At 55.7% G+C, this 25,954-nt stretch carries 22 protein-coding genes; 10 read left to right on the forward strand and 12 right to left on the reverse strand.

Features of this window, described 5'->3' with window-relative positions:
- Window positions 1-20 precede the first annotated feature (20 nt).
- From QMP16_RS09080 to QMP16_RS09095, 4 genes are all read left to right on the forward strand, one after another.
- On the forward strand, window positions 21-827 hold the full coding sequence (locus QMP16_RS09080) for a SapC family protein (RefSeq protein ID WP_282152098.1): 807 nt from the start codon (window positions 21-23) through the stop codon (window positions 825-827).
- A gap of 62 nt (window positions 828-889) precedes the next feature.
- Complete coding sequence (locus tag QMP16_RS09085; protein WP_282152099.1) at window positions 890-2,185, forward strand: TolC family protein; 1,296 nt, start codon at window positions 890-892, stop codon at window positions 2,183-2,185.
- Window positions 2,173-4,320, forward strand: a complete 2,148-nt coding sequence (locus QMP16_RS09090) for a type I secretion system permease/ATPase (RefSeq protein WP_282152100.1) — start codon at window positions 2,173-2,175, stop codon at window positions 4,318-4,320. The genes QMP16_RS09085 and QMP16_RS09090 overlap by 13 nt, the downstream gene beginning before the upstream one ends.
- A gap of 22 nt (window positions 4,321-4,342) precedes the next feature.
- Complete coding sequence (locus QMP16_RS09095) at window positions 4,343-5,614, forward strand: HlyD family type I secretion periplasmic adaptor subunit (protein ID WP_282152172.1); 1,272 nt, start codon at window positions 4,343-4,345, stop codon at window positions 5,612-5,614.
- A gap of 71 nt (window positions 5,615-5,685) precedes the next feature.
- On the opposite strand, the gene QMP16_RS09100 is transcribed toward QMP16_RS09095, so the two are convergent.
- The 3 genes from QMP16_RS09100 to QMP16_RS09110 form a co-directional block, all read right to left on the reverse strand.
- Window positions 5,686-6,384, reverse strand: a complete 699-nt coding sequence (locus QMP16_RS09100) for a response regulator transcription factor (RefSeq protein ID WP_058274613.1) — start codon at window positions 6,382-6,384, stop codon at window positions 5,686-5,688.
- Window positions 6,384-8,249, reverse strand: coding sequence for a hybrid sensor histidine kinase/response regulator (locus QMP16_RS09105; RefSeq protein ID WP_282152101.1), 1,866 nt, complete (start codon window positions 8,247-8,249; stop codon window positions 6,384-6,386). The genes QMP16_RS09100 and QMP16_RS09105 overlap by 1 nt, the downstream gene beginning before the upstream one ends.
- A gap of 130 nt (window positions 8,250-8,379) precedes the next feature.
- Entirely contained in the window at window positions 8,380-9,912 is a 1,533-nt protein-coding gene (locus tag QMP16_RS09110) for a sulfatase-like hydrolase/transferase (protein ID WP_282152102.1), read from the reverse strand.
- 296 nt (window positions 9,913-10,208) lie between these two features.
- Here QMP16_RS09110 and QMP16_RS09115 point away from each other — a divergent pair, with 296 nt between their 5' ends.
- Genes QMP16_RS09115 through QMP16_RS09130 form a run of 4 tightly spaced genes read left to right on the forward strand, consistent with a single transcriptional unit; the run spans window position 10,209 to window position 14,119 of the window.
- Window positions 10,209-11,333: an MlaE family lipid ABC transporter permease subunit gene (locus QMP16_RS09115; RefSeq protein WP_282152103.1), complete on the forward strand. Its 1,125-nt coding sequence runs from the start codon at window positions 10,209-10,211 to the stop codon at window positions 11,331-11,333.
- 1 nt (window position 11,334) lies between these two features.
- Window positions 11,335-12,150, forward strand: coding sequence for an ABC transporter ATP-binding protein (locus QMP16_RS09120; protein WP_282152104.1), 816 nt, complete (start codon window positions 11,335-11,337; stop codon window positions 12,148-12,150).
- A gap of 5 nt (window positions 12,151-12,155) precedes the next feature.
- Window positions 12,156-13,472 (forward strand): MlaD family protein, encoded by a 1,317-nt coding sequence (locus QMP16_RS09125; RefSeq protein ID WP_282152105.1) that lies wholly within the window; start codon window positions 12,156-12,158, stop codon window positions 13,470-13,472.
- Window positions 13,469-14,119, forward strand: coding sequence for an ABC-type transport auxiliary lipoprotein family protein (locus tag QMP16_RS09130; protein WP_282152106.1), 651 nt, complete (start codon window positions 13,469-13,471; stop codon window positions 14,117-14,119). Before QMP16_RS09125 ends, QMP16_RS09130 begins: the two co-directional genes overlap by 4 nt.
- A gap of 43 nt (window positions 14,120-14,162) precedes the next feature.
- Here QMP16_RS09130 and QMP16_RS09135 read toward each other — a convergent pair whose 3' ends face one another.
- The 3 genes from QMP16_RS09135 to QMP16_RS09145 all read right to left on the reverse strand — a co-directional run bounded on the left by QMP16_RS09135 (window position 14,163) and on the right by QMP16_RS09145 (window position 18,269).
- Entirely contained in the window at window positions 14,163-16,091 is a 1,929-nt protein-coding gene (locus QMP16_RS09135) for a vWA domain-containing protein (protein ID WP_282152107.1), read from the reverse strand.
- Window positions 16,088-16,627, reverse strand: coding sequence for an RNA polymerase sigma factor (locus QMP16_RS09140; RefSeq protein ID WP_282152108.1), 540 nt, complete (start codon window positions 16,625-16,627; stop codon window positions 16,088-16,090). The genes QMP16_RS09135 and QMP16_RS09140 overlap by 4 nt, the downstream gene beginning before the upstream one ends.
- Window positions 16,628-16,688: 61 nt before the next feature.
- The gene (locus QMP16_RS09145; protein WP_282152109.1) at window positions 16,689-18,269 is read right to left on the reverse strand and encodes an FMN-binding glutamate synthase family protein; all 1,581 of its coding nucleotides are present in this window, start codon (window positions 18,267-18,269) and stop codon (window positions 16,689-16,691) included.
- Between the two features lie 132 nt (window positions 18,270-18,401).
- Between QMP16_RS09145 and QMP16_RS09150 the strand changes: the two genes are divergently transcribed.
- The gene (locus tag QMP16_RS09150; RefSeq protein ID WP_282152110.1) at window positions 18,402-18,893 is read left to right on the forward strand and encodes a fluoride efflux transporter FluC; all 492 of its coding nucleotides are present in this window, start codon (window positions 18,402-18,404) and stop codon (window positions 18,891-18,893) included.
- The gene (locus QMP16_RS09155) at window positions 18,890-19,252 is read left to right on the forward strand and encodes a fluoride efflux transporter FluC (RefSeq protein WP_282152111.1); all 363 of its coding nucleotides are present in this window, start codon (window positions 18,890-18,892) and stop codon (window positions 19,250-19,252) included. Before QMP16_RS09150 ends, QMP16_RS09155 begins: the two co-directional genes overlap by 4 nt.
- Here QMP16_RS09155 and QMP16_RS09160 read toward each other — a convergent pair.
- Genes QMP16_RS09160 through QMP16_RS09185 form a run of 6 tightly spaced genes read right to left on the reverse strand, consistent with a single transcriptional unit; the run spans window position 19,249 to window position 25,780 of the window.
- The gene (locus QMP16_RS09160; protein ID WP_282152112.1) at window positions 19,249-20,772 is read right to left on the reverse strand and encodes a DHA2 family efflux MFS transporter permease subunit; all 1,524 of its coding nucleotides are present in this window, start codon (window positions 20,770-20,772) and stop codon (window positions 19,249-19,251) included. The two genes, QMP16_RS09155 and QMP16_RS09160, sit on opposite strands and share 4 nt — an antisense overlap.
- The gene (locus tag QMP16_RS09165; RefSeq protein ID WP_108859760.1) at window positions 20,769-21,749 is read right to left on the reverse strand and encodes an HlyD family secretion protein; all 981 of its coding nucleotides are present in this window, start codon (window positions 21,747-21,749) and stop codon (window positions 20,769-20,771) included. Before QMP16_RS09165 ends, QMP16_RS09160 begins: the two co-directional genes overlap by 4 nt.
- A gap of 33 nt (window positions 21,750-21,782) precedes the next feature.
- A complete protein-coding gene (locus QMP16_RS09170; protein WP_113790775.1) occupies window positions 21,783-22,109 on the reverse strand; it encodes a cytochrome o ubiquinol oxidase subunit IV in 327 nt (108 codons plus the stop codon).
- A complete protein-coding gene (locus tag QMP16_RS09175) occupies window positions 22,102-22,734 on the reverse strand; it encodes a cytochrome c oxidase subunit 3 (RefSeq protein ID WP_282152113.1) in 633 nt (210 codons plus the stop codon). The genes QMP16_RS09170 and QMP16_RS09175 overlap by 8 nt, the downstream gene beginning before the upstream one ends.
- Window positions 22,731-24,821: a cbb3-type cytochrome c oxidase subunit I gene (locus tag QMP16_RS09180; RefSeq protein WP_282152114.1), complete on the reverse strand. Its 2,091-nt coding sequence runs from the start codon at window positions 24,819-24,821 to the stop codon at window positions 22,731-22,733. The genes QMP16_RS09175 and QMP16_RS09180 overlap by 4 nt, the downstream gene beginning before the upstream one ends.
- Window positions 24,818-25,780: a ubiquinol oxidase subunit II gene (locus QMP16_RS09185; RefSeq protein ID WP_282152115.1), complete on the reverse strand. Its 963-nt coding sequence runs from the start codon at window positions 25,778-25,780 to the stop codon at window positions 24,818-24,820. The genes QMP16_RS09180 and QMP16_RS09185 overlap by 4 nt, the downstream gene beginning before the upstream one ends.
- Between the last annotated feature and the right edge of the window lie 174 nt (window positions 25,781-25,954).

The following is a 25,954-nucleotide window of genomic DNA, read 5'->3' on the forward strand; positions in this document are numbered from 1 at the left end:
CATACACCAAAGGATCAAACATGGCAGAGAACGGCCTGTTTCCAGTCACATATGAGCGGCACAGTGGCAAATACTGGAAGCGTTTTTCATCTTACCACTTTGCGGAAACCCAGCAGGTTTGCTCGATTGTCGAGAAAGAAATTCTGCTCGTCGCGGCCACGTACCCGGTATTGTTTCGCGAATCCGAGGGGGAAATTGAACCTGTAGCGCTTTTGTCATTTAACACGGACGCGCCAACCCCTTTTGTGTCCGACGAAGGCCGATGGTTGGCCACCTACATTCCGTCCGCGTTACGGTGCCCGCCCTTTCAAGCGGGTGTGCCGAGTAAAACGGATTGTGAGCCACAACTTCAGGTCGATGAATCTTCTGGCCTGGTCACTGACACTCCGGAGGACGAACCGTTCTTTACCGACGCTGGTGAGTTGACCGCTGAACTTTTAAACGTCCTCAGGTTTATCCAAGCACGAGAGGCTTCGGCAAAGGACATTCGGTCCGTGTGTAAAGTCATTCAAGAGATGGGTCTTTTTGAAAAAATGACCAGCTACGAAAACGTCGCCTTGCCGACGGGGTACCTGGTCCTGGATGTCCGACGCCTGAAGGCTCTTTCGCAGACAGAGAAGCTTGCGTTGTTTGATGTCGGTGCAATTCAATTGCTGCACGCTCACCAAGTATCACTATCACACATTTCTTGGCTGTCGCAGGCACAGGAGCTGCTGGCAAAGCCAAAACTTCAAAAGCAATACACCGAAAATTCAGACATTTCGCGTTTCCTTACCGCCATGGCACACGCGCATAATGACGAACTTTTAGTGACCGGTGAGGTGTGAATATGCCTCTGATCTGCTGCAACTCTGACCTAAAGTATCTTGCCTGTCTGTGTATTCCTTTAATGGCGGCTTGCGCACCTCCGCCTGACCTTACGGGCGTAGAGGTTTCACTGTCAGCAGGTTCTGTCGGGGCTGGCGCGCAGCCCCCCCTTCCACGTCTGACGCAAAGCGAATTTGGTCAAAGGGTGCGGGCGGCTGTCGAAACCAACCCAAACCTCGCACAAAGCGCGACACGACTGGAAATCGCAGACGCTGACGAAAATGCGGCCAAGGGTGCTTTCCTTCCTCGCGTATCAATGGGCATCAATGCGCGATCACACCGTGTGAATTCCGATATTACAGATTTCACCCCGTATCTGCGCGTTTCGCAACTCGTCTATGACGGAGGCGCTGCGTCGGGCGAACTGGCTGCGGCTCAGGCTCGCGTCCTCGAAAGCCGGGGCGGTCAGCTGCAAACCGCAGCGGCGCTGGCCCTTGCCGCGATCGAAGCGTATGTTGTGGTCCTTGATCGGCGAAAGATCCTGGATATCTCAACCCAGAACGTTGAGGTTCACGCCGAGATCGTGCGCCAGATCGCGGAACGCAGCACGCAGGGCGTGGGCTCAAATGCCGACGTTTTGACCGCACGCTCGCGTATGGCCGACGCGCGAACGCAGCTTGCCGATGCAGAAGCTCGGACAGACAGGGCCGAGGCACAGTACCAGGAAGTCTTCGGACGCCCACCGGGGGCACTTTCCGCTCCGGTCGCTGCGCCCAAATTGGCTAGAACGGATTCGCAAATCGTTTTGGACAGCCCACAAGTACGACGTGCGAATGCCGCTTTGATCGCCGCAAAGGCCGAGCAGACCGCAGCCATTGCGCGGCGGCAGCCAGGTGTAGAGATCGCGGCTTTTGCTGATCGCGATGACAGTAATGACGCCAATTTCGGTGTCGACCTGTCCGTTAACTATGAACTGGACAGCACCGGTCAACGTAAGGCCGCCATAGCTGCTGCCCAAGCTCAGGTAAAAGAGGCCGAATTCGCCCGTGAGACGTTGATTCGAGAAATCCGCCGCGAGTTAGAGTTCATCCGGTCAGATCAGGACGCAGGCGCGGTTCGCCTGCAAGCGGCTCGTTTAGCTGCCCAGGCCAACGCCGAAAGCGTGGAAGCTGCACGGGCCCAATTCACCATCGGCCGACGCAGCTTGGTCGAGATACTGGATGCGCAGCGAGACTATGTGAACGCGCAGCAAAGGCTGATTTTGGCGGAACAAAGCTTCTTCCTTACAAACTACGCCGCCCTCAGTCTGACCGGGGACATCCTGGATTATCTCGGTATTTCAATTGCAAACACAGGTGAAGATTCATGGCCGCGTTGAAACCTTTAACACCTAAACAAGAGCTTTCTCCGTTAGAAACCTGCCTGCAGCACGTCGCCGCGCATCTTGATCGCTCACTTACGGTCGGGGCACTTCACGCGGCGCAATCCGGCACAACAGGTCATCTGACCCAGCGAGATGCAATTGAGGCTGCCCGCCATGCCGGGTTGCAGGCGGGATTTGGGTCGCGCAGACTTGCGGATTTCGATGACACACTGGTCCCAGCAATTTTTCTGTTGGAGGACGACAAAGCAGTTGTGTTTCACGGGCGTACTAAGAGCGGCCTTCTTCTAATTTTCGACCCCGAGATGGGTGAGGGCATCGGAGAGGTTGAAGAGAAAGTTATAGGAAATCGCTACACCGGTTACGCACTTTTGTTTCGGCGCAGCCACAACGAGGAAACGCAGGGTCGAAATAAGGCCGCATCCGGGCATTGGTTTTGGTCGGCCATGTTGGCAAACCGCTGGTCCTATGCGCAAGTGGTGCTTGCCGCGGCGGTAGCGAATTTTTTGGGTCTTTCCACATCCGTTTTCATCATGGTCGTCTATGACAGGGTTCTTCCGAATGAGGCGACGGAATCCCTTATCGCACTGACCGCAGGGGTTGGTATTGCCCTTTCTTTCGATTTCGCCCTCAAACTCTTGCGCGCTGGCTTTATTGATCAGGCCGGGCAAAAGGCCGACATGTTTATGGGGCGGCGCGTTTTTGACCAGGTTTTGAACATCAAAATGAAATCGCGGACCGGATCGACCGGTGCTATGGCCAGCACGATCCGCGAATTTGAAACTCTACGCGAGTTTTTTACATCAGCAACTCTAGTCGCCCTCGTGGACCTGCCCTTCATCGCCCTTTTTATACTGGTCATTCACCTCGTTGGTGGACCTCTGGCGCTGATACCTGCCCTTGCCGTTCCGATTGTTTTGATTGCGGGCCTGGTAGTGCAACCAATGTTATCGCGTTTGGCCGAAAAAAGTTTTGCGGATGGTCAGTCAAAACAATCCGTACTGGTCGAGACGGTATCTGGTCTTGAAACCATCAAAACAACCGCAGCGGCAAAACAAATGCGGGCGCGATGGGAAGATGCTATCGAGCGGCAGTCCTCGCATGGAATCCGCAGCCGGACAGTTACCCAATTCGCATTGAATCTGACGGGCTTCACGCAACAGGCGGCGCAAGTCCTGATTGTTTTCTTCGGCGTGTTCCTGATCACTGAAGGGCAGGCAAGTATGGGTGCGTTAATCGCGTCTGTAATGCTGACTGGACGCGCGCTATCGCCATTGGGGCAGCTTGCCCAAACACTCACACGTGTGAACCAGGCGCGCAGCGCGTATCGAAATCTGAACGCTTTGATGCAGGCGGAAAATGAGCGGCCCGAAGGGCGCAACTGGATTAGTCGACCACATGTTAAAGGCCGCATTTCTTTCAAAGATGTGCATTTTGCCTATCCCGAACAAGCCGATGATGCCCTTTCAGGTGTCTCATTCGACATAGAACCGGGTGAAAAAGTTGCCATTCTGGGCGCGATCGGATCTGGGAAAAGCACCATCGCGCGTTTGATGCTCGGTTTATTCGAGCCGAGAACCGGTTCGGTATTGCTGGATGGGGTCGATATCCGTCAGATTGACCCTGGCGACCTACGTCGCAATGTCGGTTCGGTTTTGCAGGACGTTTGGCTTTTTTCCGGCTCAATTCGCGAAAACATTGCCAGCGGTGCGATCCGGGCCAGGGATCAAGATTTGATCAGAGCCGGCCAGGTGGCCGGGGTTGAAGATTTTATCGCGCATTGCCCCAACGGCTATGACCAACAACTGGCAGAACGTGGCGAAGGAATATCGGGCGGCCAGCGTCAAGCCATCGCGCTTGCCCGCGCGTTGATTGGACGCCCACCAGTGTTGCTGTTGGATGAGCCGACCAGTGCAATGGACGTGAAGACCGAAGCCGAAGTTATCAAGCGTCTGAAGCAAGAAACCAATGACGCCACAATGGTTATCGTCACACATCGGACCAGCCTGCTTGATCTGGTCGACAGGGTCATTGTGATCGAACGCGGCCGGGTCGGTGCAGACGGCCCAAAAAGCATGCTGACCCAGCGTGCGCGCGCAACAGGGAGGCATCTGAATGTCGCGGCATCCTGACCTTGCCATGATGGCAAGAGAAATGCGGGGGAAATCTCCGTTGGGGGGATCTCTCCTGTTGCTTGCTATCATTGCCTGTCTCGTCTCCGCCGGGCTTTGGGCCTATATGACGGAACTGGACGACGTGACGCGCGTGGATGGCCGGATTGTGCCGTCGGCGGACGTTCAGCTGATCGAGGCAACAGAACCCGGAGTTTTGCAATCCTTGCACGTTGCGGAAGGGTTGGTTGTCGACAAGGGAACACTGTTGATGGAGTTCGACACAACTCAGATCGACAGCCAGTTGAGTCAGGAACAACAGCGTGCATTTGGATTGATGGCTCGTGCCCAAAGATTGCAGGCAGAGATTGACGGCACCCAACTTATCTTCTCAGGAAAGCTTATTGAAGGTGCGCCAGAAGTCGTAACTTCGGAAACTGCTTTGTATCAGGGCCGTCAGGCAGAACTGGCTGCTGAAATCGCCATTCTGGAGCGACAGCGTGAGCAGCGACATCGCGAGTATGAGGAAGGACTGGTAGACCAGGTAACAGCCGAAGAGACGCTTGGGATTCTGGCCGAAGAACGCGCCATCATGACCCCCTTGGTGGAAAAACGGATGGAGCCTGCGACAACGCTTTTGTCGCTGCGCCGCAGTTCCGCCGAATGGGAGGGTCGCAAGGTTCGTGCAGTTGCAGTGACCAACAGGTTGAAAACCGGACTGGAAGAAATCGATGATCGTATTCAAGCCGCACATAGCAGGTTCCGGAGCGCAGCTCTAACCGACCTTGCAGTCTCAACAGCCGAACTCGCAGCACTTCGGCCGTCCTTGCCGGCCTTGCAAGACCGCGCGGATCGCGCACAGATCAGATCACCGGTGCGGGGAATAGTAAATCGCGTTCACCGGACAACAATTGGCGGTTTGGCGCGCAGCGGCGAAGAGCTGATCGAGATTGTTCCACTAGACGACAGGCTTCTGGTCGAGGCCTATGTCCGCCCAGAAAATATCGCGTTTTTGCACGCGGGCCAGCCCGTTAAGGTAAAAATTACGGCCTATGACTTTGCGCGTTACGGCGCGTTGGATGGTGAGATCACCCGCATAGGCGCGAACACAGTGACAAGGCCGGAACGTAATGATGAAGAGGTATTCGTCATCGAAATCCAGACACGTCACGCTATTCTGGATGCGAGCGGCGTTGCCGTCGAGATCATCCCCGGGATGATTGCCGAAGTGGATATCTTATCAGGCAAGAAAACGGTTCTGGACTACCTTTTGCAACCCGTAATCAAGATCAAGGATCGCGCACTGCGCGAATAATAAAGCGCAGCGTCAAACGACAGACCGGTGCCTCAAGTATTAACGCGGCAGGGCGTCGTTTTGACCCGTGCTTACCATTCAACATCACCCAAAAATATATATCCGGCGCCATAAATTGTCTTGATCAGGCGAGGGTTTTTTGGGTCTTCGCCCAATTTGGTCCGCAACCTGGAAATTCTGACATCCATCGCACGATCGAAACTGTCGCCGGCAGCGCCACCCAGGGCATCTTGCATCTGAGTGCGGCTGATCAATCGCTTGGGACTTTCCAGAAACAGCCTCAGAACTTCTCCCTCTGCATGACTGAACGGGGTCTCGGCGCCGGATCCGTCTTCTAGGATGTAGCGATCAAAATAAGCCGTCCAACCGTTGAAACGCGCCACGTCAGACTGTGTGGTCTGCGCCTTGGGGGACCGCAACCGCGCCCGAATGCGCGCCACAACTTCGGCAGGGTCGAATGGCTTGGTAATATAGTCATCCGCCCCCAGTTCCAAACCGGTGACACGATCCTGAACCTGCGCACGACCAGATATGATGATGACCGAAGCCCCCTGCTCCAGCGCCAGCCGATGGACCAGTGCCAACCCGTCCGTATCCGGCAGTGACAAATCAACCAGACATACGTCCGGCGTGACCCGTTTGAGCGACGCTTCGAATTCCCGCGCGCGCGCAAAGCTCTGGGTGCGAAAGCCTGCTTCTTCAAGCGCGTCGGTCAGAATGCGCCGTATCTCCGGCTCATCATCGACGATGGTCACCAGCGGTTGGGTCATCAGGCAGCCTCGTCACGGATCAGGGCGGACAGTTGCGCCCGGGTGAAGGGTTTCCGCAGCACCGGCGCGCGTTTCAGCGCCTCACGATACAACGGATCGGCATAAGGCAAGGATGTCATCAGGATACGGGGCAAGGCGGGCTCCAATTTTGCCAAAAGATCCATACCCGTTTCCTGCCCTTCAAGGCGAATATCGGACAGCACCAAAGCAATGTCTTTGACATCTTTTGCCAGGGCGATGGCTTCGTCACAAGACGTCGCCTCAATCACTGCAAACCCGATGTCGACCAACATATCGCGGAACTGACTGCGCAGATCGTTGCTGTCTTCGACCAACAAAACCAACCCCTCCTGTACCGGCGGGGCCGCACGGTAAGGCAATCGCAAAATGACCGATGCACCTGATGGAGTGTTGCGCAGACTCAGGTCGCCCCCGGCCAGCTTGACAGTGTCGTAGACCATCGGCAGACCAAGGCCCGACCCTTTGTCGCCTTTGGTTGTGAAAAATGGGTTTAAGGCCTTGTCCAACGCATCTTTCGAAAACCCGGGGCCCGTGTCTGACACTGCGATTTCCGTCCAGATCTCACCGATTGTGTGGGCGCTGATTGTAATCTGACCAGTTTCACCACAAGCATCGCGCGCATTCAAAACCAGGTTCAGCAAAGCGTCCTGAACCATCCCGGGATCCAGCATAAGGGCTTTGTCCGGCAACGTATTGACAACCGACAGGCCAACCCCACGCGGCAAGGATGGAGAGGCCAGAATGCGCAAATCCTCGAGCAACCCGCGCATGTCCGTCGCTTTGGGTTGAGGCGTCCGGTTGCCCGTCATGTCGGCGATCCGGTTCAGCAATTGTCCGCCCCTGCGCGCAGTCTGCTTGGTCGCGTCGATCAGCTCACGGGCGTCTTCCGGCAAATCCATCTTTTCCAATCGGGACTGCATGCCCAGGATAATAGTCAACAGGTTCGAGAAATCATGTGCCAACCCACTTGTCATCTGTGCGGCCATCGCGCGGCGACGGGTTTGTTGCAGCGCTACACGCGCCTGCGTTTCCTCGGTGATGTCGACGGACATGATGTAAACACCACCTTCGCCATCAGGTGTGAAGGATACGCGAATGCGCCTGGAATCCTGATCTTCGGTAAATTCAAAAACAGAGGTTTCCCCGGCATAGGCCTTTTTCAGATGCGCCTGGACGCGTGTAAAAGCGGCAGATCCCAATGCCTTAGAAATATGCATACCCAAAATCTCGGACGGGCGACCTGGCATGACCGAGTTTAGCCGCCGGTTGGAGTAATCGTAACGGCCGTCAGCATCCAGATGTGCAATATGGGCCGGCATCATCTCGGTCGTCATACGGGTGCGCGCTTCGATCTCGGTCAATTGGCGCTTGGCTTCTTCCAGTGCCGAATTTGTGGCCGCCAGTTTTCTGTTCGTTGCTGACAGTTCTTCAGCCCGGTCGAGCAACTGACCAGAAAGCTCCTCGGAACGGGCGCGCAACAGCGCCTCAGCCTGTTTGGTATTGGTGATGTCTGTGTAGACCGCCACCCATCCGCCTTTGGGCAAAGGAGCCCCTTCGACCGATATGACCTGGCCATTGGCACGAACACGTTCAATATAGTGAGATTCGAAGGTCAGAGCTTGATTGACACGCAGATCGACAGCCGCTTCGACATCATCGACATTGCCGTATTCGCCACTCGATGCGAGGTGTCGGATCGTGTCGCTGAACAATGCGCCGGGCCGGACAAGATGGTCCGGCAAATCGAACATCGTCTGAAACGGTCGATTGCTGACCACCAGCCGAAGCTGGCTGTCATAAATTGACAGGGCCTGGCCGATCAGATTCAGACCAGCCGTCGTCATGGATTTTATCTGTTGCTCGGTTATTTCCAAATCCATCCTCCCCGCGACACATGCGTAACACCGGATCTGTTACAGGTGTAGAGGGCAACAGCGCGACAGGTTGGAAAAACGGGTCGCACATCTTTTGCGTTCAATACCTGGATTTGGTCTTGGGACCATCCGCCGTAATGGAATCCAGGGACAGCGTATGATCCATATTTTGCATCCGATGGCGCAACATTTGTCTGGATAGGCCCATCAAGACCGACATATATTTGGGGTCATTTGCTTTGTTCCGCAATTCTCCACCATCCTGCTGATCAAACAGCATGGGCGGAAGGTCTGCGGCGAACTCGACCAGAGTGAAACGCTCATCTCTTAGGATGCCAAGGCACGAGTCGCTGTTGCCCGTACCCAAAACCTGCTGCCAGATCGTAGGTTGCTGGGGTTCGGCAAAATCCAATTCGCTGAAGGAATATGTGCGCCAATCGTCGGGGACTTGCCCTTGCAACAGCGGCAGCAACGACCGGCCGTCCATGGAATTCGGGATCGGCTGGCCGACCCAATCCAAAATCGTCGGCGTTATGTCGATGGATTCCGTCGGTACCGAGATCACCGACCCGGCGTGCGATTGATTGTTGGGGTCCCTAATCATCAATGGCGTTTTATAGGCGGCGTCAAAGACCGCCATCTTGCCCCAGCTGTGTCGGTCGCCCAGCATCTCTCCGTGGTCCGCAGTGATGACAACCATCGTGTTGTCGTATTGACCACTATCCTTCAGGAACTGGACGACACGCCCGATGTGAAGGTCAACCTCAGTTGCAAGACCCAGATAAACCGCGCGCAGCGTTTGGATGTTTTCAAGCGTCGGCTCAACCCCGTCAAAGCCCAAAACAAAATCACCGGCGGACGTATTGTCAATTGTCGGGCCAATAAACGGGTGCATCGCCCGTTCATCCATCGGATCAGAGAAACCTTCGGGTCGGGGCAAGGTCGCTGGGTCATACATATTATTGTATGGCGCCGGGGCGACCAATGGCGGGTGTGGTCGAATATAGGTCAGATGGGCAAACCAGTTTTTGCCAACATAAGGCGCCATGCTGTTCAAGAACACGTCCGTCAGAAAGGATGTATCACTGTCTTCAGCCCGGTACATAGCCGGGTCATTCAACCGAGGATCACCCCCATCCGGCGCGACCGGCTTGTGAACGTCCCAGTAGTCTTCGAACGCATAACCTTTTTGCATCAGATGTCCGCGCCAAGGATAAGATTCCTCCAACCGCATTTCGAGGACCTCATGAAACCCAGCCATTGGGTGTTCATAGGATTTCAGGATCGGATCGTTGTGATCATGCACCCTAGGGTCGGCGGATGTATCCGTGTATCCAAACAGCATGGGCAGATAGCCGGCTTTGCGCATTTCGGTCGCGATGTTCGGGGTGTCATGCCGCAACGGGGTTCCATTGCGAACCGACCGGTGGTTCATCGCATATTGCCCGGTCAGGATTGACACACGCGATGGACCACAGGGGTTGGTCACCGAAAAATGCCGGTCAAACGTCACCGCCTCGTCCATGAATGCACGCAGGTTTGGCAGATCGACATGGGCCGCTAAAGCGCCATTCAGACAGTCGGCGCGCAACTGATCTATGATGATGAACAAAACATTCTTAGCGTGCTGCATTTCGCTCTCCCTGATTCCACGTCAGTGGCGCCAGAGCGAACTCTGGCTTGGTTCGCAGAACCCCGCAACACCTGAGTCACGACCCATCGGATTTTCGCCCCGCGCGCCCTTGCAACAGAAGCAACAGATTAATTTGAAATGATCTTGCACCGGTCGGCCCAGTTGAGCGCAAAACCAACCTCAACCATGACTTTGGTGTCTGGAGATGTCACTTAGACGCTATTGAGCGGCAAGAAATACAACGTAGTTCGCAAAAATCCGTTGCAGGTCAATGTCCTTTGCCATCACATACGCTCATGACGCAGCCAGTGATACAGTCGGACCGAGACGCCAACGGCGTTTACCTGCGGGTTTCGGGTGATCTGGTGACTCAATCCCTGGACATGGTCGAAAAGGCTTTTGAAGGGTTTCGAGCAGACAGTAACGAACTAACTGTCGATCTTTCGAAAGTCGGAGCACTGGATACCGGTGGCGCATGGCTGATTGCCGATGTTGCGCGGCGCGCAAAGGCAAGTGGCTCAAACGTACATTATGAAGGGTTAAAGCCCGCTCATTCCGCTCTTTTAGAGACCGTAGCGGAAAACATTCCCGACGACCCCGGTGTGGCAACTGAAAAGCGCAGTTTTACCGACTGGGTCGCAAGTGTCGGGGAACGCACCGCCCGGGCCGGAAAAGACATGCTATCCCTGCTGGGCTTCCTGGGTCTGACGCTGCATCGCCTTGTCCGAACAATTCTAATGCCGCGCCGTCTGCGCAAAGCGGCCTTGGTCTCGCAAATGGAAGAGACCGGACTCAAAGCCATCCCGATCGTTGCCCTTATGGGGTTTCTGATCGGCGTCGTATTGGCCTTTCAGGGCGCGACCCAGCTAAAGCAGTTCGGCGCCGAGATTTTCGTGGTCGAACTGATTTCGATCTCAGTTTTGCGTGAGCTCGGCATTTTGCTGACAGCGATCATCGTTGCTGGGCGTTCAGGCTCGGCTTTTACCGCCTCGATTGGCTCGATGAAGGTTCAGGAAGAGATCGACGCAATGCGCACATTGGGTTTGGACCCAATCGAGGTGTTGGTGATCCCACGTGTTGTTGCCCTGTTGATCATGCTGCCGATCCTTGGCTTCATCGCCGACCTTGCCGCCCTGATTGGCGGCGGATTGATGAGTTGGATTGATCTGGGTGTCAGCCCCGGTATGTTCGTCACACGCCTGAAAGAGAACACCGGTATTTGGCAATTCGCAATTGGCATGATCAAGGCCCCCTTCTTTGCTTTGGTCATCGGCGTAATTGCTTGTTGGCAGGCCATGCAGGTCAAGGGGTCTGCCCAATCCGTCGGGCAACGAACCACGGCTTCGGTTGTGCAATCCATCTTTCTGGTGATCGCTTTGGATGCGTTGTTCTCGATCTTCTTTTCGGTGATGGAGGTCTGAGATGGACGGCACGACGCTTGAACAGACATCTAATACCGACGCTCAACGCGAAGCGGTTATCCGCGTTCGCAATCTTACAAACCAGTTCGGGCCTCAAGTTGTACATCAGAATCTGAATCTGGATGTGTGGCGTGGTGAAGTTCTGGGGATCGTCGGTGGATCGGGAACTGGCAAATCGGTTCTGCTGCGCACGATTGTCGGCCTGAACAGACCCGCGGCGGGCAGCATTGAGGTGCTGGGTGTCGACGTATTGAATGGCCCGGAACAGGAACGCCGCCGGATTGAGCGTCGCTGGGGCGTTGCCTTTCAGGATGGGGCATTGTTTTCCTCGCTGACGGTCTTGCAGAACGTGATGGCTCCGCTGCGCGAACATACAGGGCTGAGCGAAAGCCTGATGTGCGCGCTTGGTAACCTGAAGATCAGCCTTGTCGGTTTGCCGCAACTGAGTTGCGGGAAATTGCCTTCCGAATTGTCCGGCGGGATGCGCAAACGCGCCGCCCTTGCCCGCGCCTTGGCTTTGGACCCCGAGATCGTATTTCTGGACGAGCCAACCGCCGGCCTCGACCCAATCGGCGCGGCTGCGTATGACGAGTTGATCGGTGAATTGCAGCATGCTTTAGGCTTGACCGTCTTTATGGTCACACATGACCTCGATAGTCTTTATGCCATTTGCGATAGGGTCGCAGTGCTCGCAGAAAAACGGGTTCTGGTTGAAGGTCCGATTGAAGAAATGACCAAAGTCGACCATCCTTGGGTTCAAGAGTATTTCACCGGCCCCCGGGCCCGCGCGGCGCAAGAGAAGGGGCAGGACAGGTAAAGGCTATGGAAACCCGGGCAAACTATATCCTGATCGGCGCGTTCACAATCGCGGGCATCCTTGGTGCCTTCGGGTTTTTCCTATGGCTCGCGAAATTCGAGGTGTCGCGCCAATACGCATATTACGACGTTCTGTTCGAAAACGTATCGGGCCTCTCCTCTGCGGGCGGCGTAAGCTTCAACGGCTTGCCCGTTGGTCAGGTGATTTCGTTGAACCTGGACGAGGACGATCCGTCAAAGGTGCGCGTTAAGCTTGAAGTAGATGCCGACATACCCGTCACCGAAGATACCATCGCGCAGCTACAATCTCTGGGTGTTACTGGCGTCAGTTATGTTGAGCTGACGGGTGGCAAAAGCAGCGACAAACCCTTGCCGGAAAACAGCGTAATCAAAAGCAAGCGCAGCGCAATTCAATCCTTGTTCGAAGGCGCCCCGAAAGTTCTGGATGAGGCGGTTACCCTGCTTGAAAGTCTGAACTCGGTCGTTGACGACAAGAACCGCCAATCCGTCAGCGAAATTTTGGACAACCTGGCTTCTGCGTCCGGCAGGCTGGACAAAACGCTGACAGATTTCGAAAGCTTGTCCACCGACCTTGGCGGCGCTGCCAAGCAACTGGGCAACTTTACAACGCGGCTTGATAAATTGGCCGATACAGCCGAAACCACCCTGACGACAGGGACAGACACACTCAAAAGCGTAAAAACTGCATCCGAGTCCGCAACGGAAACACTGAACAGCGCCAAGACAACAATTGAATCGGCCGATCGCATAATACAGGACGACGTGAAACCATTTATCGATCGGGCCTCAACATTGGCAGAACGCCTGACCGGCCTGTCCGACGAAGGCAGCGTTGCCTTGGCGACCGCGACCGAGACCTTTGTGAATGCAAACAAAACACTGGGGTCGATCACGGCAGCGATGGATACAGCAAACACCACATTGGCTTCTGCGGAACGCGCTTTTGACTCGGCCAATGAGGTCATCAACAAAGACGTCGGCGCAGTCATGGACGATATCCGCAATGCGGCCAATCAGGTCGCCTCAACAGTGTCTAATGTCACAAGCAAGTTGGACGAAATTTCGGCCGATATCCTCAATGCATCGCGATCGGCGTCCGAATTGCTGGGCACCATCGACGGCATCGTTCAGGACAACCGACGGCAATTGTCCGACTTCCTCCGCGTCGGCCTGCCGCAATTCACACGTTTCGTAGAAGAGTCGCAACGATTGGTAATCAGCCTGGATCGGCTGGTGGACAAGGTCGAACGTGACCCGGCACGCTTCTTACTGGGAACCCAAGCTTCGGAGTTTCGCCAATGATCAGGCTGTTTCTTTTGGTTCTGGCGTTGGGGTCGCTGGGCGCGTGCACCGGGTTGGGCACGCTGAGGCAGGCATCCAAGCCAAACGACCTGTATCTTTTGACGCCGAAAAGCACCTTTTCGTCTTCGTTGCCGCGCGTCCAAAAACAAATCGTTGTACAGGAACCGACAGCAACGGCGGCGGTCAATACCGATCAGATCGCTATTCAGCCGACCCCATTGCAGGTGCAATACCTACCGCGCGCCAGATGGGTCGACCGTGCACCGCTTATCGTACAGGCGCTGTTGGTCGAAAGCTATGAAAACAGTGGCAAGGTGGCCGCTGTTGGTCGCTCAACCGTGGGCCTGCGCGCCGATTATGTCATCGTTCCGGACCTACGCGAATTTCAGGGGTTCGTCGTCAGCGATGTTGAGGGGACAAAAACCATCCGCGTCGAAGTGCGCATGAACATTAAGATCATTGATGAATTCGAAGACAAGATCATCGCGTCTAGTTCATTTCGGGAAGTTGTTGCCTCTGCCAGCGATTCGACGCCTGACCTTGTGAAAGCCTTTGACGATGCTTTGGGCAGGACCATGCGCGACGCCGTAGAGTGGAGCGTGCGCCGGATCAACACACATGCGGCCAACAACCAAAGATCGTATTGACGGGACACGGGCGCTGCCCAACGCAGCGCCCCATTGCCCGCTGTTACCGTGACAACGTTTGCGCAAGCCGCATGAGCGTGGCAGCTTCGGCCCTGTACCCAAAGGGATCTTCACCGCGGGCTGCGTTTGCCAATCCGATCGCATCGTCGTAGGACCAGTTCCCCAGATATTCTGCACCGCGCAATAACTGCCCGAACCCGGCGATGGCATAGGAAAAGCGGACATCGTCTGAAACCTCGTCCTGCGTCGCCGCAATGGGCTGTTCGATCAACCGGCTCTGGTCGGACCCCGGCGTTTTATAACGCAGTTTGAAAAACCCGATCTCATCCGAACCGTCACGTACCACTTGGGCATTATAACGCAACGGATCGTTCAGGATCGCGTCTGAACCAACAGGCGTGACCTCGTAAATCGCCGTAACCGAGTGGCCTGCGCCGATATCGCCGGCGTCCACTTTGTCATTGGTGAAATCTTCCCGACGCAACGCGCGGGTCTCGTATCCGATAAGGCGATATTCGGCGATTTGTGACGGGTTGAACTCAACCTGGATTTTGACGTCGTTTGCGATTGGGAACAATGCGCCCGTCAACTGGTCGACCAGGACTTTTTGCGCCTCGCTCAGCGTGTCGATATACGCGGCCTGTCCGTTTCCGTTCTGGGCAAGTGCCTGCATCGTGGCATCGTCCAGATTACCCCGGCCAAAACCCAAAACACTCAGGAACGTACCGCTGTCACGTTTATTTGCTATGAAGTCTTTCAGCGCATCAGGATCAGACAAGCCAACATTAAAGTCGCCATCCGTTGCCAGGATGACGCGCGTGACCTCACCGTCAGCGCTCATGCTTTCGGCTACCTGATATGCCTGTTGCAACCCGGCCTGACCTGCGGTCGAACCGCCTGCCTCCAACTGGTCGAGCGCGCCGAGGATTTTGTCACGTTCCACGGCCGCGGTGGGTTCCAGAACCTGCCCCGCGCTTCCGGCATAGGTCACGATCGAGACCTCGTCCTCTTCTCGCAACTCTGACAGCATCAAACGGAACGATTGTTTTAACAGTGGTAGTTTGTTGGCATCATGCATCGATCCCGACGTATCGATCAGAAAGATCAGATTCAGCGGTGGTCGGTCCTCAATCTGCGGCAATGCCCCTTGGATACCGACATGCACAAGCTGAGTACCCTCATTCCAAGGCGTCGGTGTTACTGTGATCGTCGGCCGGAACGGCGCGTCCCCTTCCGGTGCGGGGTACGAGTAAGGAAAATAATTTACCATCTCTTCGACACGGACGGCATCCTTGGGTGGAAGCTGGCCGCGCATAAGAGAGGACCGGACGATCGAATATGAGGCCGTATCAACGTCAATTGAAAAGGTGGAAACAGGCTCTTCACTGGTGACTTTCAGAGGATTGGCTTCAGCGTTTGAAAACGCCTCGGTATCCGGGAGGGGCAGAATTCCCACCTCTGGTTCAACCATCATATGAGTGGCATCGCCCGAAGTGACGCCAAGTCGAGCAGTGTTTTCAGCAACTAAGCCCGAAACGCCTTGCTGAGGGGCGGCCGCTTTGGATCGCACGGGCGCGGCATACTCTTCAACAACGACCTGGGCCTCAACGACGGGTTCTTCCAATGCGGCAGAATCTGCTTCAAGTGCGGGCGCAGGGCTTTCGCTGCGCGATAGGGGCTGCACAACAATGTCGCGGGATTGCGGCACGAACATAATCAGCGCAACAGCGGCAATTGCGGTTGTCGCGGTTAGGGCGCCGCGATGGGACAAAGCATTCAACATGGATTTCACTCCTTCTGTCATGCGGGCCATTGGGCCTCGCTTAACAGTCGGACGCATCGCAGCATGCGATCCTTGGCTGTGTGCAAAATTTTTCTGAGCCCGTTTTAAGTTTTGCACCCGCCGTTCGGCATCTGGTGCCGGCGTCGCAGCATCCATCAAGGCTTTGAAGTCATCAAGATCATCGGTCATAGTGCCAATTCCTCTTGTCGCAGGGCGCGCAGACGTTTGCGAATGTCGGACATGCGCCAGGACACGGTGCCTTCGGACACGCCCAGAACTGCTGCAGCTTCGGCGTGTGTCATTTCATCCTCTAACGTCAGGGCCAGAGTATCTTGCAAATCGGGTGGCAGAGACCGCATGGCGCGCTGCAACCAATCCATTGCTTGGGCCGTTTCGGTCGCCTCTGCCCGGCGCAATTGCTCCACATCACCCCACCCTGCGGCGGCGCGGCTGTGGCTTGCCTGGCGACGCCGGGCGTCCTCGGCCGCGTTGACGACAACGCGGTAGAGCCAGGTCGTGAACTTGGCCCGCGCCCGGAAGCCCGCGATTTTGATGGGCAGCGCTACACAGATATCCTGTGTCAGATCCTCGGCCTGATCTGCCCGTCCAGTCAGACGAAAAGCCAGACGAAAGACCCGGTCGTAATGGCGCTGCAACAGGGTCGCAAACGCCTCAGCGTCCCCGTCCGCGGCGGCCCTGGCCAAGTCTTCATCCGATGTTTTCATACGCATCACACTGAGTATGACGGATCGAAAACGTCAATCCTTGGCGATATCTCCAAAAAAATTAAAAGCGATCCGCCGAGGCAAGTTTCCAATCGGCCGCGTAGTCGGACGGTATTGTGTCTGTCAGCAAAACGCCCTCGTCGATAAGGGTATAGAGTTCGGCATAAGACCGTTCCCGCTCATCTGCCGTACGGCGGCGGATATCTACCGGGTGAAGCTCGGACACCTTGTCTTTGCCCATAGCGCCCAAAAGTTCGCGGAAACTTTCCAATGTCGCATCGTGAAAGCGGTGTACGCGCTGGCGTTTTTGGGGAACATTGACCGCCCTGCCCCGTATCGGGTCCTGAGTGGCAACGCCGGACGGGCAGCGGTTCGTATTGCAATGCAGCGCCTGAATACACCCCACGGCAAACATCATCGCGCGTGCCGCGTTGCACATGTCTGCCCCCAGCGCGAATTTCTCGACCATGTCGTAGCCGGTGGCCACCTTACCCGAACAGATGATCCGGATTTTGTCGCGCAAACCGACGCCACGCAGGCAGTTGTTGACGAAAATCAGCGCTTCGTTCAATGGCATGCCCAAACGGTTGGTGAATTCGACCGGGGCAGCACCGGTACCGCCTTCGGCACCGTCAATCGTGATGAAGTCCGGCAGGATTCCTGTTTCCAGCATCGCCTTGCAAATCGCCATAAATTCGGACGGTCTGCCAATACACAGCTTGAACCCGATTGGTTTACCGCCAGACATTTCCCGCAGATGTTGCACAAAATGGATCAGACCGGTCGGGCCTTCGAAGGCAGAGTGGGTGGGCGGGGATATCACGTCCTGATGCTCGGGCACGCCACGGATTTCAGCGATCTCCTGATCCACCTTTGCGGCAGGCAACACCCCGCCATGCGATGGCTTGGCCCCCTGCGACAGTTTGATTTCAATCGCTTTGACAACGTCCTTTTTTGCCTTTTCGGCAAACAGGTCCTTGTCAAAACCACCCTCGGGCGTGCGGCAACCAAAATAGCCTGTTCCGATCTGCCAAATGATGTCGCCACCCTCGGCCAGATGGTGCGGGGACAGGCCGCCTTCCCCGGTGTTGTGCGCAAATCCGCCGTCCTTCGCGCCCCCATTGAGGGCGCGGACAGCATTGGCGCTGAGTGCCCCAAAGCTCATGGCGGAGACGTTCAGCCGCGACGCACTGTATGGCTGCGTGCATTGCGGCCCACCCAGCATGATCCGTTCTTCGCTTTCATCCACATGCTTGGGCGCAAGCGAGTGGTTGGCACGATGATATCCGACTGACAGGACGTCGTATTGTGTACCAAATGCCTGCGTATCCACCTGTCCTTTGGCACGCGAGTAGACAAGTGATCGTACGATTCTGTTAAAAGGGCGGCCGCTTTCGTTGGTTTCAACAAAATACTGCCGGATTTCCGGGCTGACGAACTCCAGCATGTACCGGAAATGCCCCAGGACCGGATAATTGTTCAGAACGTTGTGCTTGGTCGTCAGCATGTCGTAAAGGCCGATTACGGCATATGGAATAAGCACCACCAGCAACCAATGGGCGGGCGGCCAGAAAAAACCCCACAACAGAGTCAGCGGCAGACACACATATGCAATGAAGTAATAGAGTCTGCGTACAATCATTCGTGCTCTCCCAGGGCCGCGTGCTTTCCAGCCTGCTGCAGCAGGCGAGGTGTTCGCCAAACGTGGGCCAAATCGCTGTTAGATTGCAAGCGATTGTGCCCGCCTTCACGTAATCGGGCGAAGATGTGAAATATGGCGCGGACATTGGTCACGGTTGATCCGGGCAACGTCAGCTATTATGCCCGAAGAAACGGGATAGAGGCAGGACGGCAGGCTGTGACACAGAAACGAACGCATGTTCGGACCACGGCATTGATGTTCGGAGCCGTGTTCATTGGTGGCGCAGTTGGGTCGCTGCTGCGCGAGTTGTTCTCGGTGAGCATACCGCATGCCGGATTTCTGACGCAGACCTTTGGCATCAATATAGTGGCCTGCTTCATACTGGGGTGGCTGTATTCGGTGCGAAACCGCGTCCATGCCCATGTTCTGCATCTTGGCGCAGTCGGCTTTTGTGGTGGCCTGTCGACCTTTTCCTCGTTTGTTTCCGAATTGGAGCGGTTAGCCTTGTCCAACATCTGGGTTGCGGCTTCGGCCGCCGCGTTGGAAATCGCGGCGGGACTGGCAGTCGCCATTCTGGGTGAGGCTATCGGAAGGCGCTTTCATCCGCCGAGGGCGACTGAATGACCGAATTGTTCCTGCACGCGATGTTCGGATTAGGCGGTGGTTTAGGGGCTGTTTTGCGCCACTGGATCGCTCTGCGAATTGTTCATGACCTGCCGTTTTCGACCCTGATTGTAAACGTTCTGGGTAGCCTGCTGCTGGGTTTGTGGATCGGCTATCTCGGCGGATCAATTGAGATGGGCGAAGAACAAAGACGTCTGGTCTTTGGTTTTTGCGGCGGCTTCACGACGTTTTCCAGCTTTGCCTATCAGTCGCTGGAACTCAGACGCGAAAGGACCATCGCGCTGGCGGCGGGCAATATATTACTCAGCTTGGGTCTTTGCTGGGCGGCACTGGCATTTGGCTTGTTCGTGATGCGTTAATGTGCAGGCACTGACGCCTGCGTTCCAGGTTTAGGTGCTTTGCAAAAGAACAGCAGCGGAATGGTCGCCAAAGCCAAAAGCCCAAGATTGTTGAAGACGGTTAGATATGAAATCAGTTCAGCCTGCTGCGCGATCTCCTGCCCCAGAATGGCGGCCCCCTGCGCACTGTCCGGTGTCAGGTTCAGTGGCGTAAGATAGGCATGTGCGGCGGGGTTATAGGGCGTGACATTTTGGCTGAGAACAGCCGTGTTTGTTTGAAGCCCTCGTACGACCCAAGTTCCGACCAAGGAAATTCCAACCGATGAGCCAAGCTGACGGGTCACATTGAACAGGCCGGATGCCTCGTCCTGCCGCGATTTGGAGATGCTTTCGAAGGCCAATATCGACATCGGCACAAAAACCAGCCCCATTCCCAGACCGCTTACTGCCCCTGGCCAGGCAAGCTCCCAAAACCCCGCATCTATGTTGAGCCGCCCCATCATGAAATTGCTGACAGCCGTCAAAAGCATACCCAGCCCGGCCAGAACACGCGGATCGAAACGCGTAACCAGAACAGCGCCGGTCAGGACCATCGACAGCCCGGCGGCGACCCCTCGCGGGATAAACAAATGGCCCGATGTGATGACTGGATAGTCCAGCAAGTTCTGAACGAAAGTCGGCAGGATCGCGATACCGCCGAACAGGGAAATGGCAAATCCGGCGATAACCAGATTGCACAGCGCGAAATTGCGATCCGCGAAAAAACGCAGATCGACAACCGGCTTTTCCGTGGTCAGCACGTGAATGATGAACCCAAACGCGCCCAAAACCGACGCGATGAGGGCAACCTGAATGATCCGTGATGACAGCCAGTCCTTGGTCTCTCCCTGATCCAGAACAAATTGCAGGCAGCCTATGCCAATGGCCAGTAGGGCAAGACCCTTCCAATCGATGCGAACCTCTTCGGTTTCGTCGTCTGGCAACTCTCCGGCCAACAATAGCAGTGCCATCGCGGCTACCGGCAGGTTCACGAAGAACACCATCCGCCACGAGAAATATTCGGTCAGGATCGCCCCTACTGTGGGCCCCAACACTGGGGCCACGACGACTCCCAAACCGAAGACCGCCATCGCCTGCCCGCGTTTTTCACGGGGATAGGCGTCGAATAGAATGGATTGGGACAACGGGATCAGAAACGCCCCGAACATGCCTTGGGCCAGGCGAAAGGCGACGATGGTCTCAAGGCTCCAGGACAGGCCACACATGACCGACATCGTCGCGAAGCCGGTCACAGCGGTCAGGATCAGACGTCGACGGCCGACACGGCGGGCGACAAAGCCCGTCAGTGGCATGACCACAACGGCCGACACAATATAACTGGTCAGTATCCACGTGGCCTGATCGGTTGTTGCGCCGAACGCCGCCTGAATATGGGGCAGCGCGACATTGACGATTGTACTGTCGAGCACCTCAAGAATAGCGCTGAGGACAACAGCAACCACAATCACCGGATTGATGTGGCCTGCTGCCGAGGATGTCATTTTTGGGCCTGCGGTGTGGTATCCACGGTCACCTTGCTACTGCCACCTACGCGCAATGGGGCATCCGTAGGATCAAGTTCAACCCGTACCGGAAAGCGCCGCGTCACCTTGACCCAATTGCCACTGGCATTCTCGGACGGCAGAAGCGAGAACGTATCCCCCGACCCCCGCCCGATTGACGCAACTTTGCCCGTCAGGGTGACGCCCGGCATCATGTCGATCTTTACCGTGACCTGCTGACCCGGACGAATGCGCGGCAGTGATGTCTCTTTGAAATTGGCGTCCACCCACCAATCAGAGGACTCAACGATGGAAAACTGCGGCGCGTTAGCTGAAACCGACGATCCAGGTCTGAGTGTCAGGTTGGCGATCCACCCATCTGCCGATGCAAAGATCTTGGTCCAATTCTGATTGGCCTGCGCAATTTCCAATTGAGCTTGCGATGACAGAATATCATCCTGTTTGGCCGCCAGACCGCTTTGCAAGGCCAACAGGGCGGATTGACTTGTGGTAAGCTGCGCCGCGGCGCGCGCAAATTCCGAACTGGTCTGATCCAGTGACGCCTGCGCCAGATCACCATCTGAAAACAGCGCCTTAGCACGTTCCAGATTGCTCTGAGCCGTATTGTAGGCCGACTGCGTGCTGTCGACCACTGCTTGTGCAGCTGCGATCTGCGTACCGTAAGACTGCGCCTGCTGCACCGCGCTGTCGAGATTGGCCTTGGCCTGATCGACCGAAGCTTTGAATTGCGTATCGTCGATTGTGAACAGCAAGTCCCCGGTTTTGACCGGCTGGTTCTCAATCACAAGCACTTCGGCAACCTGACCGGTGACTTGTGGTGCCACGTATATGATGTTCGCCCCCACATAGGCGTCATCGGTCGAAGGGTATCGTTCCTGATGGCGCCAGTACAACAGCAGCCCGACGGCAATTGCGCCCAAGATGACCACCGCGCCAACGACCTTAAGAGATTTCATGAACCAGCCCCCTTCATTTGGCTTGGCCGAACGTCACATTGGAAACGTGTGCATCCGAACCGCCAGATTACCCATGATCCAAACAGTTCCAAGAATGATGATCAGCAGCACCATCGTGGAAAACAGGATAAGGTCCAGATCTTCGCGGCTGCTGCGACGTCGGTCGATGTGCAGGAAATAAACCAGCTGTACGATCAGCTGAGCCAACCCAAGCAGACTGATTGCAAGGTAAACGCCCTTTGTCTCAATGCCGTAACGATAAGCGATTCCGAAAACTGCAAAGGTCAACAAAAGCGACCCACCATAGCCGATCACATAACGGCGGCGCTCGCGGCGATGCATTTCGCTACGTTTATCCATAAGTCAGCCCTCCGAAATAAACGATAGTGATGATGCCAATCCAGATCAGGTCCAGAAAGTGCCAGAACAACGCCAGCCGCACCACGCGTGACATCAGGAGATCAGTCAGGCCAAAGACCCTTAGCTGAATGCCCAGCACGATCAGCCAAATGCACCCTGCTGTAACGTGCAGGCCATGAAGGGGTACCAAGCCATAAAACGCGGACAGAAAACCGCTACGCTGAGGGATACCGCCCTTTTCCGCCATCGCCATGAAATCGCGGATCTCCAGAACCAGAAAACTGAGACCAAGAACCAGAGTCACGAAGAACCAGAATATGATCCGCCACCGCGGAAGATTGTATTTGAGCGCAAGCATCGCCAGACCCACGGTAAGGCTGCTGGTCAAAAGGATCAGCGTCTGGGCAAAGATGCTTTTCAGGTCGAACAATTCGTGCGGCCCGGGTCCGCCTGCCTGTGCGTCGATCATTGTGATGTAGATCGCGAACATCAGCCCGAAATAGACTAGGTCGCTCATCAAAAAGACCCAGAACCCGAAGGTAACGACTTCGCTTGCCTTGTCGGCACTTGCGTGCCGCCGTCCAAGGTTCAGGCCGGGATAGCTGTGGGTGGGCGCGCGTTTCATGTCACGGCCTCCAGATCAGGGCGGGCCAATCCGCGATTTTCCGGGGCAGTTTCGTGATCACGGTCAACGGGCGTAGAATTGTGCACCAGATCCAACCAGGCTTCGTGCTGCTTACGCACGTCGTCTGCCGGAATGACCCGCTCTGTTTCGGCCTTGAACGTCCATGCGATAAAGGTCGCGAGCATAAAGATTGTCATCAGCGCCGCCAGCCACCAGATCCACCAGACCAGCGCAAACATCCAAACCCCGCTGAGCACGCAGAGACTGAAGCCTATGCCAGTGTTCAGCGGAACCGAGATATCCTCATAGGCATCAGGCGACGGGTACGCGTTGCCGCGCTCTTTCACGGCAGCAAAATCGTCCCGATCGGTCACATGGGGGATGATGGCAAAATTGTAGGAAGGCGGCGGGGCCGGGATCGACCATTCCAACGTATGCGCATCCCACGGATCACCGACCGGAACTCGTGCCTTTTCCCGATCACGGATACTAACCCACAGTTGCACGATCACCGACAGCAAAGCCGCCAATATGATCAGCGCGCCGACGACGGCAACGATCATGTACGGGTGGAAGCTCGGGTCCTCCCAACTGAATGACCTGCGTGGCATTCCCATCAGGCCGACAAAATACAGCGGCAGGAATGTCAGCATGAACCCGACGGTCCACAACGCAACCGAGACGCGGCCCCAGAATTCGTTCAGGCGGAACCCGAAAGCTTTGGGGAACCAATAATTGTATCCGGCAAGCAATCCGAACAGCACACCCGGCAACAGGACATTGTGGAAGTGGGCGACAAGAAATAGCGTGTTGTGGACCTGATAGTCCACTGTTGGGTTTGCGAGGATCACACCGGATAGCCCGCCGATGACAAACAACATTAAGAAAGACAACCCATAGAGCATTGGCACCGAAAACCGGATTCGCCCGCGGAACAAGGTAGCCATCCAGTCATAGACCTTCACCCCTGTCGGGATAGCAATTAGCATTGTAGCGATGCCAAACACGGCGTTGATCAGCGCGCTTTGACCCATGGTGAAGAAGTGGTGCAGCCAGACAGTGAATGACAACACCGCAATCGACATGGTGGCGATTACCAGCGAGTTGTAGCCATACAGGCGCTTGGCCGAGAATGTTGCGAAGACCTCAGAGTAGATACCGTAGGCCGGCAGAACCAGCAAATAGACTTCGGGATGACCAAACAGCCAGAACATATTGGCATAGTTCATCATGTTGCCGCCAAGGTCGTTGGTGAAAAAATGAAAGTCCAAATACCGGTCCGCTGCCAGCATCAGGGCGGCAACACCCAGAGGCGGCATGGCAAAGACGATCAGGATTGAGCTGCAGATGATTGTCCAGCAATACATCGGCAGCCGCATGAATTTCATGCCAGGCGCGCGCAACTTATAGATCGTGACAGCAAAATTGATGCCCGTCAGTGTGGTTCCGACACCAGAGACGACGATCGCCCAGATCCAGTAGTCAGGGCCAACACCGGGATTGAACGCCGCACCGGTATATGGCGGATATGCCGTCCAGCCGCCGGTCGAAAACTCGCCCACCACCAACGATACCATCAGCATCATCCCGGCTGAGACGGTCAGACCAAGGCTGATCTGGTTCATCACTGGAAAGGCCACATCGCGCGCACCGATCATCAGCGGGATCAGGAAATTCGCCAGCCCAAACACAAACGGAACGGCGACGAAGAAGATCATGATCGTGCCATGGGTACTAAATAGTTCGGCGAAATGCTCGGCCTTAAGAAATCCATCGCCCGGACCGGCTGCCTGCTGCGCCCGCATTACCACGCCTTCCAAAACGCCGCGCGCAAGCATGACGATTGCAAAGACGATGTACATGATGCCGATCTTCTTGTGATCCGCACTGGTTAGCCAATCGCGCCACAATGGTCCCCAAAGGCGAAACCACGTTAATGATCCAACGACGACGATGACACCGACGATCACTATCGCAGCGGCAGTGTTGGCGACAATCTCGTTCGTGTTGGGATTCTGAATAAGCCCTGTAATCGGAAACGCGTCCCAATTCAGGCGGCCGAAGAAGCCAGAACCATTGGTGGTCATTGCTGCGCCTCCTGCCCGAATTCTACCGTCCCTGGCTGCTGGTCGGCGGTCAGAGCATTGTTGCCGTGATACCGATGCACAATTGAATGAAACAGGTTGCTGTCCTCCAGCGTGAAATACAACGCGTTATCTGGCATTTGCTCGGTTCCCAACGCGGCTTGCACCTCGTCCCGGTCCGTCCGCATGGCCAAAATGCGATAGGTCTCGTCATTCAGCGCAATGCCGTTACTGCGCACCTTGTCGACCCATTCGTTGAATTCCTCGACGGACATGGCAACGGTTTGGAACTTCTGTTTGGTGAACCCGCGCCCGTTATACTGGGTGTTCTCGCCCTGCATTGTTGCAGCCACATCCGACACAACATGCAATTCCGTAGTCATACCGGGCATTGCATAAATCTGGCCTGCCAAAGCAGGGATCATAAAGGACTGCATCACAGTATCGGTCGTCAGTGTCATTGCGACCTGCTGTTTGACGGGGATGCCAAGCTCTCCGACGCTGGCGATGCCAAGATCGGGGTAGATGAACAGCCATTTCCAATCCAATCCGACGACCTGAACGTTCAGCGCAGGCATTTCGCCAAAGCGATCCGAATATGGATCCAATCGGTGGGTCGCCTTCCACAGATAGAAAGACAGCAGAGCAACAATCAGGACCGGCACGCCCCACATAACGAACTCCAGCGGACCGGAGAAATCCCATTTGGGCCGGTATATGGCTCCGCCTTCTTTGCGCCGCCGATACCGAAAGGCAATCAGCGGCACCAGAACGAGAACCGGAATAACCGCCAACAGGATCAGGACAGTTGCGCGGAAAAGGTGCACTTTTTGGACTGCAGCAATCGGACCTTGTGGGTCCATGAAACTGTCACTTGCGCCGGCAACTTGCGCCGAAGCAGAGAGAGCCGCGGCGACAATCACAACTTGCATCGCCTTTGGTGACATTCGGAATAGGGCCACGCCTGATTGTCCTCCTAAAGCAATCTCTCGCGCCAACTATCGGCAGACAAATGAAATTTCTCAAGGCTTTTTCCCAAATAGGGTGGTGCTCTGCCACCGACCCTGATCAACGGTGGGGATAGGCGCAGACAAAACCACGGGAAAACCGCTGTTGACTTGCGGCTTTGACCAAGC

This window comes from Ruegeria atlantica (genome assembly GCF_947495585.1).
In the GTDB taxonomy this organism is placed as follows: domain Bacteria; phylum Pseudomonadota; class Alphaproteobacteria; order Rhodobacterales; family Rhodobacteraceae; genus Ruegeria; species Ruegeria atlantica_G.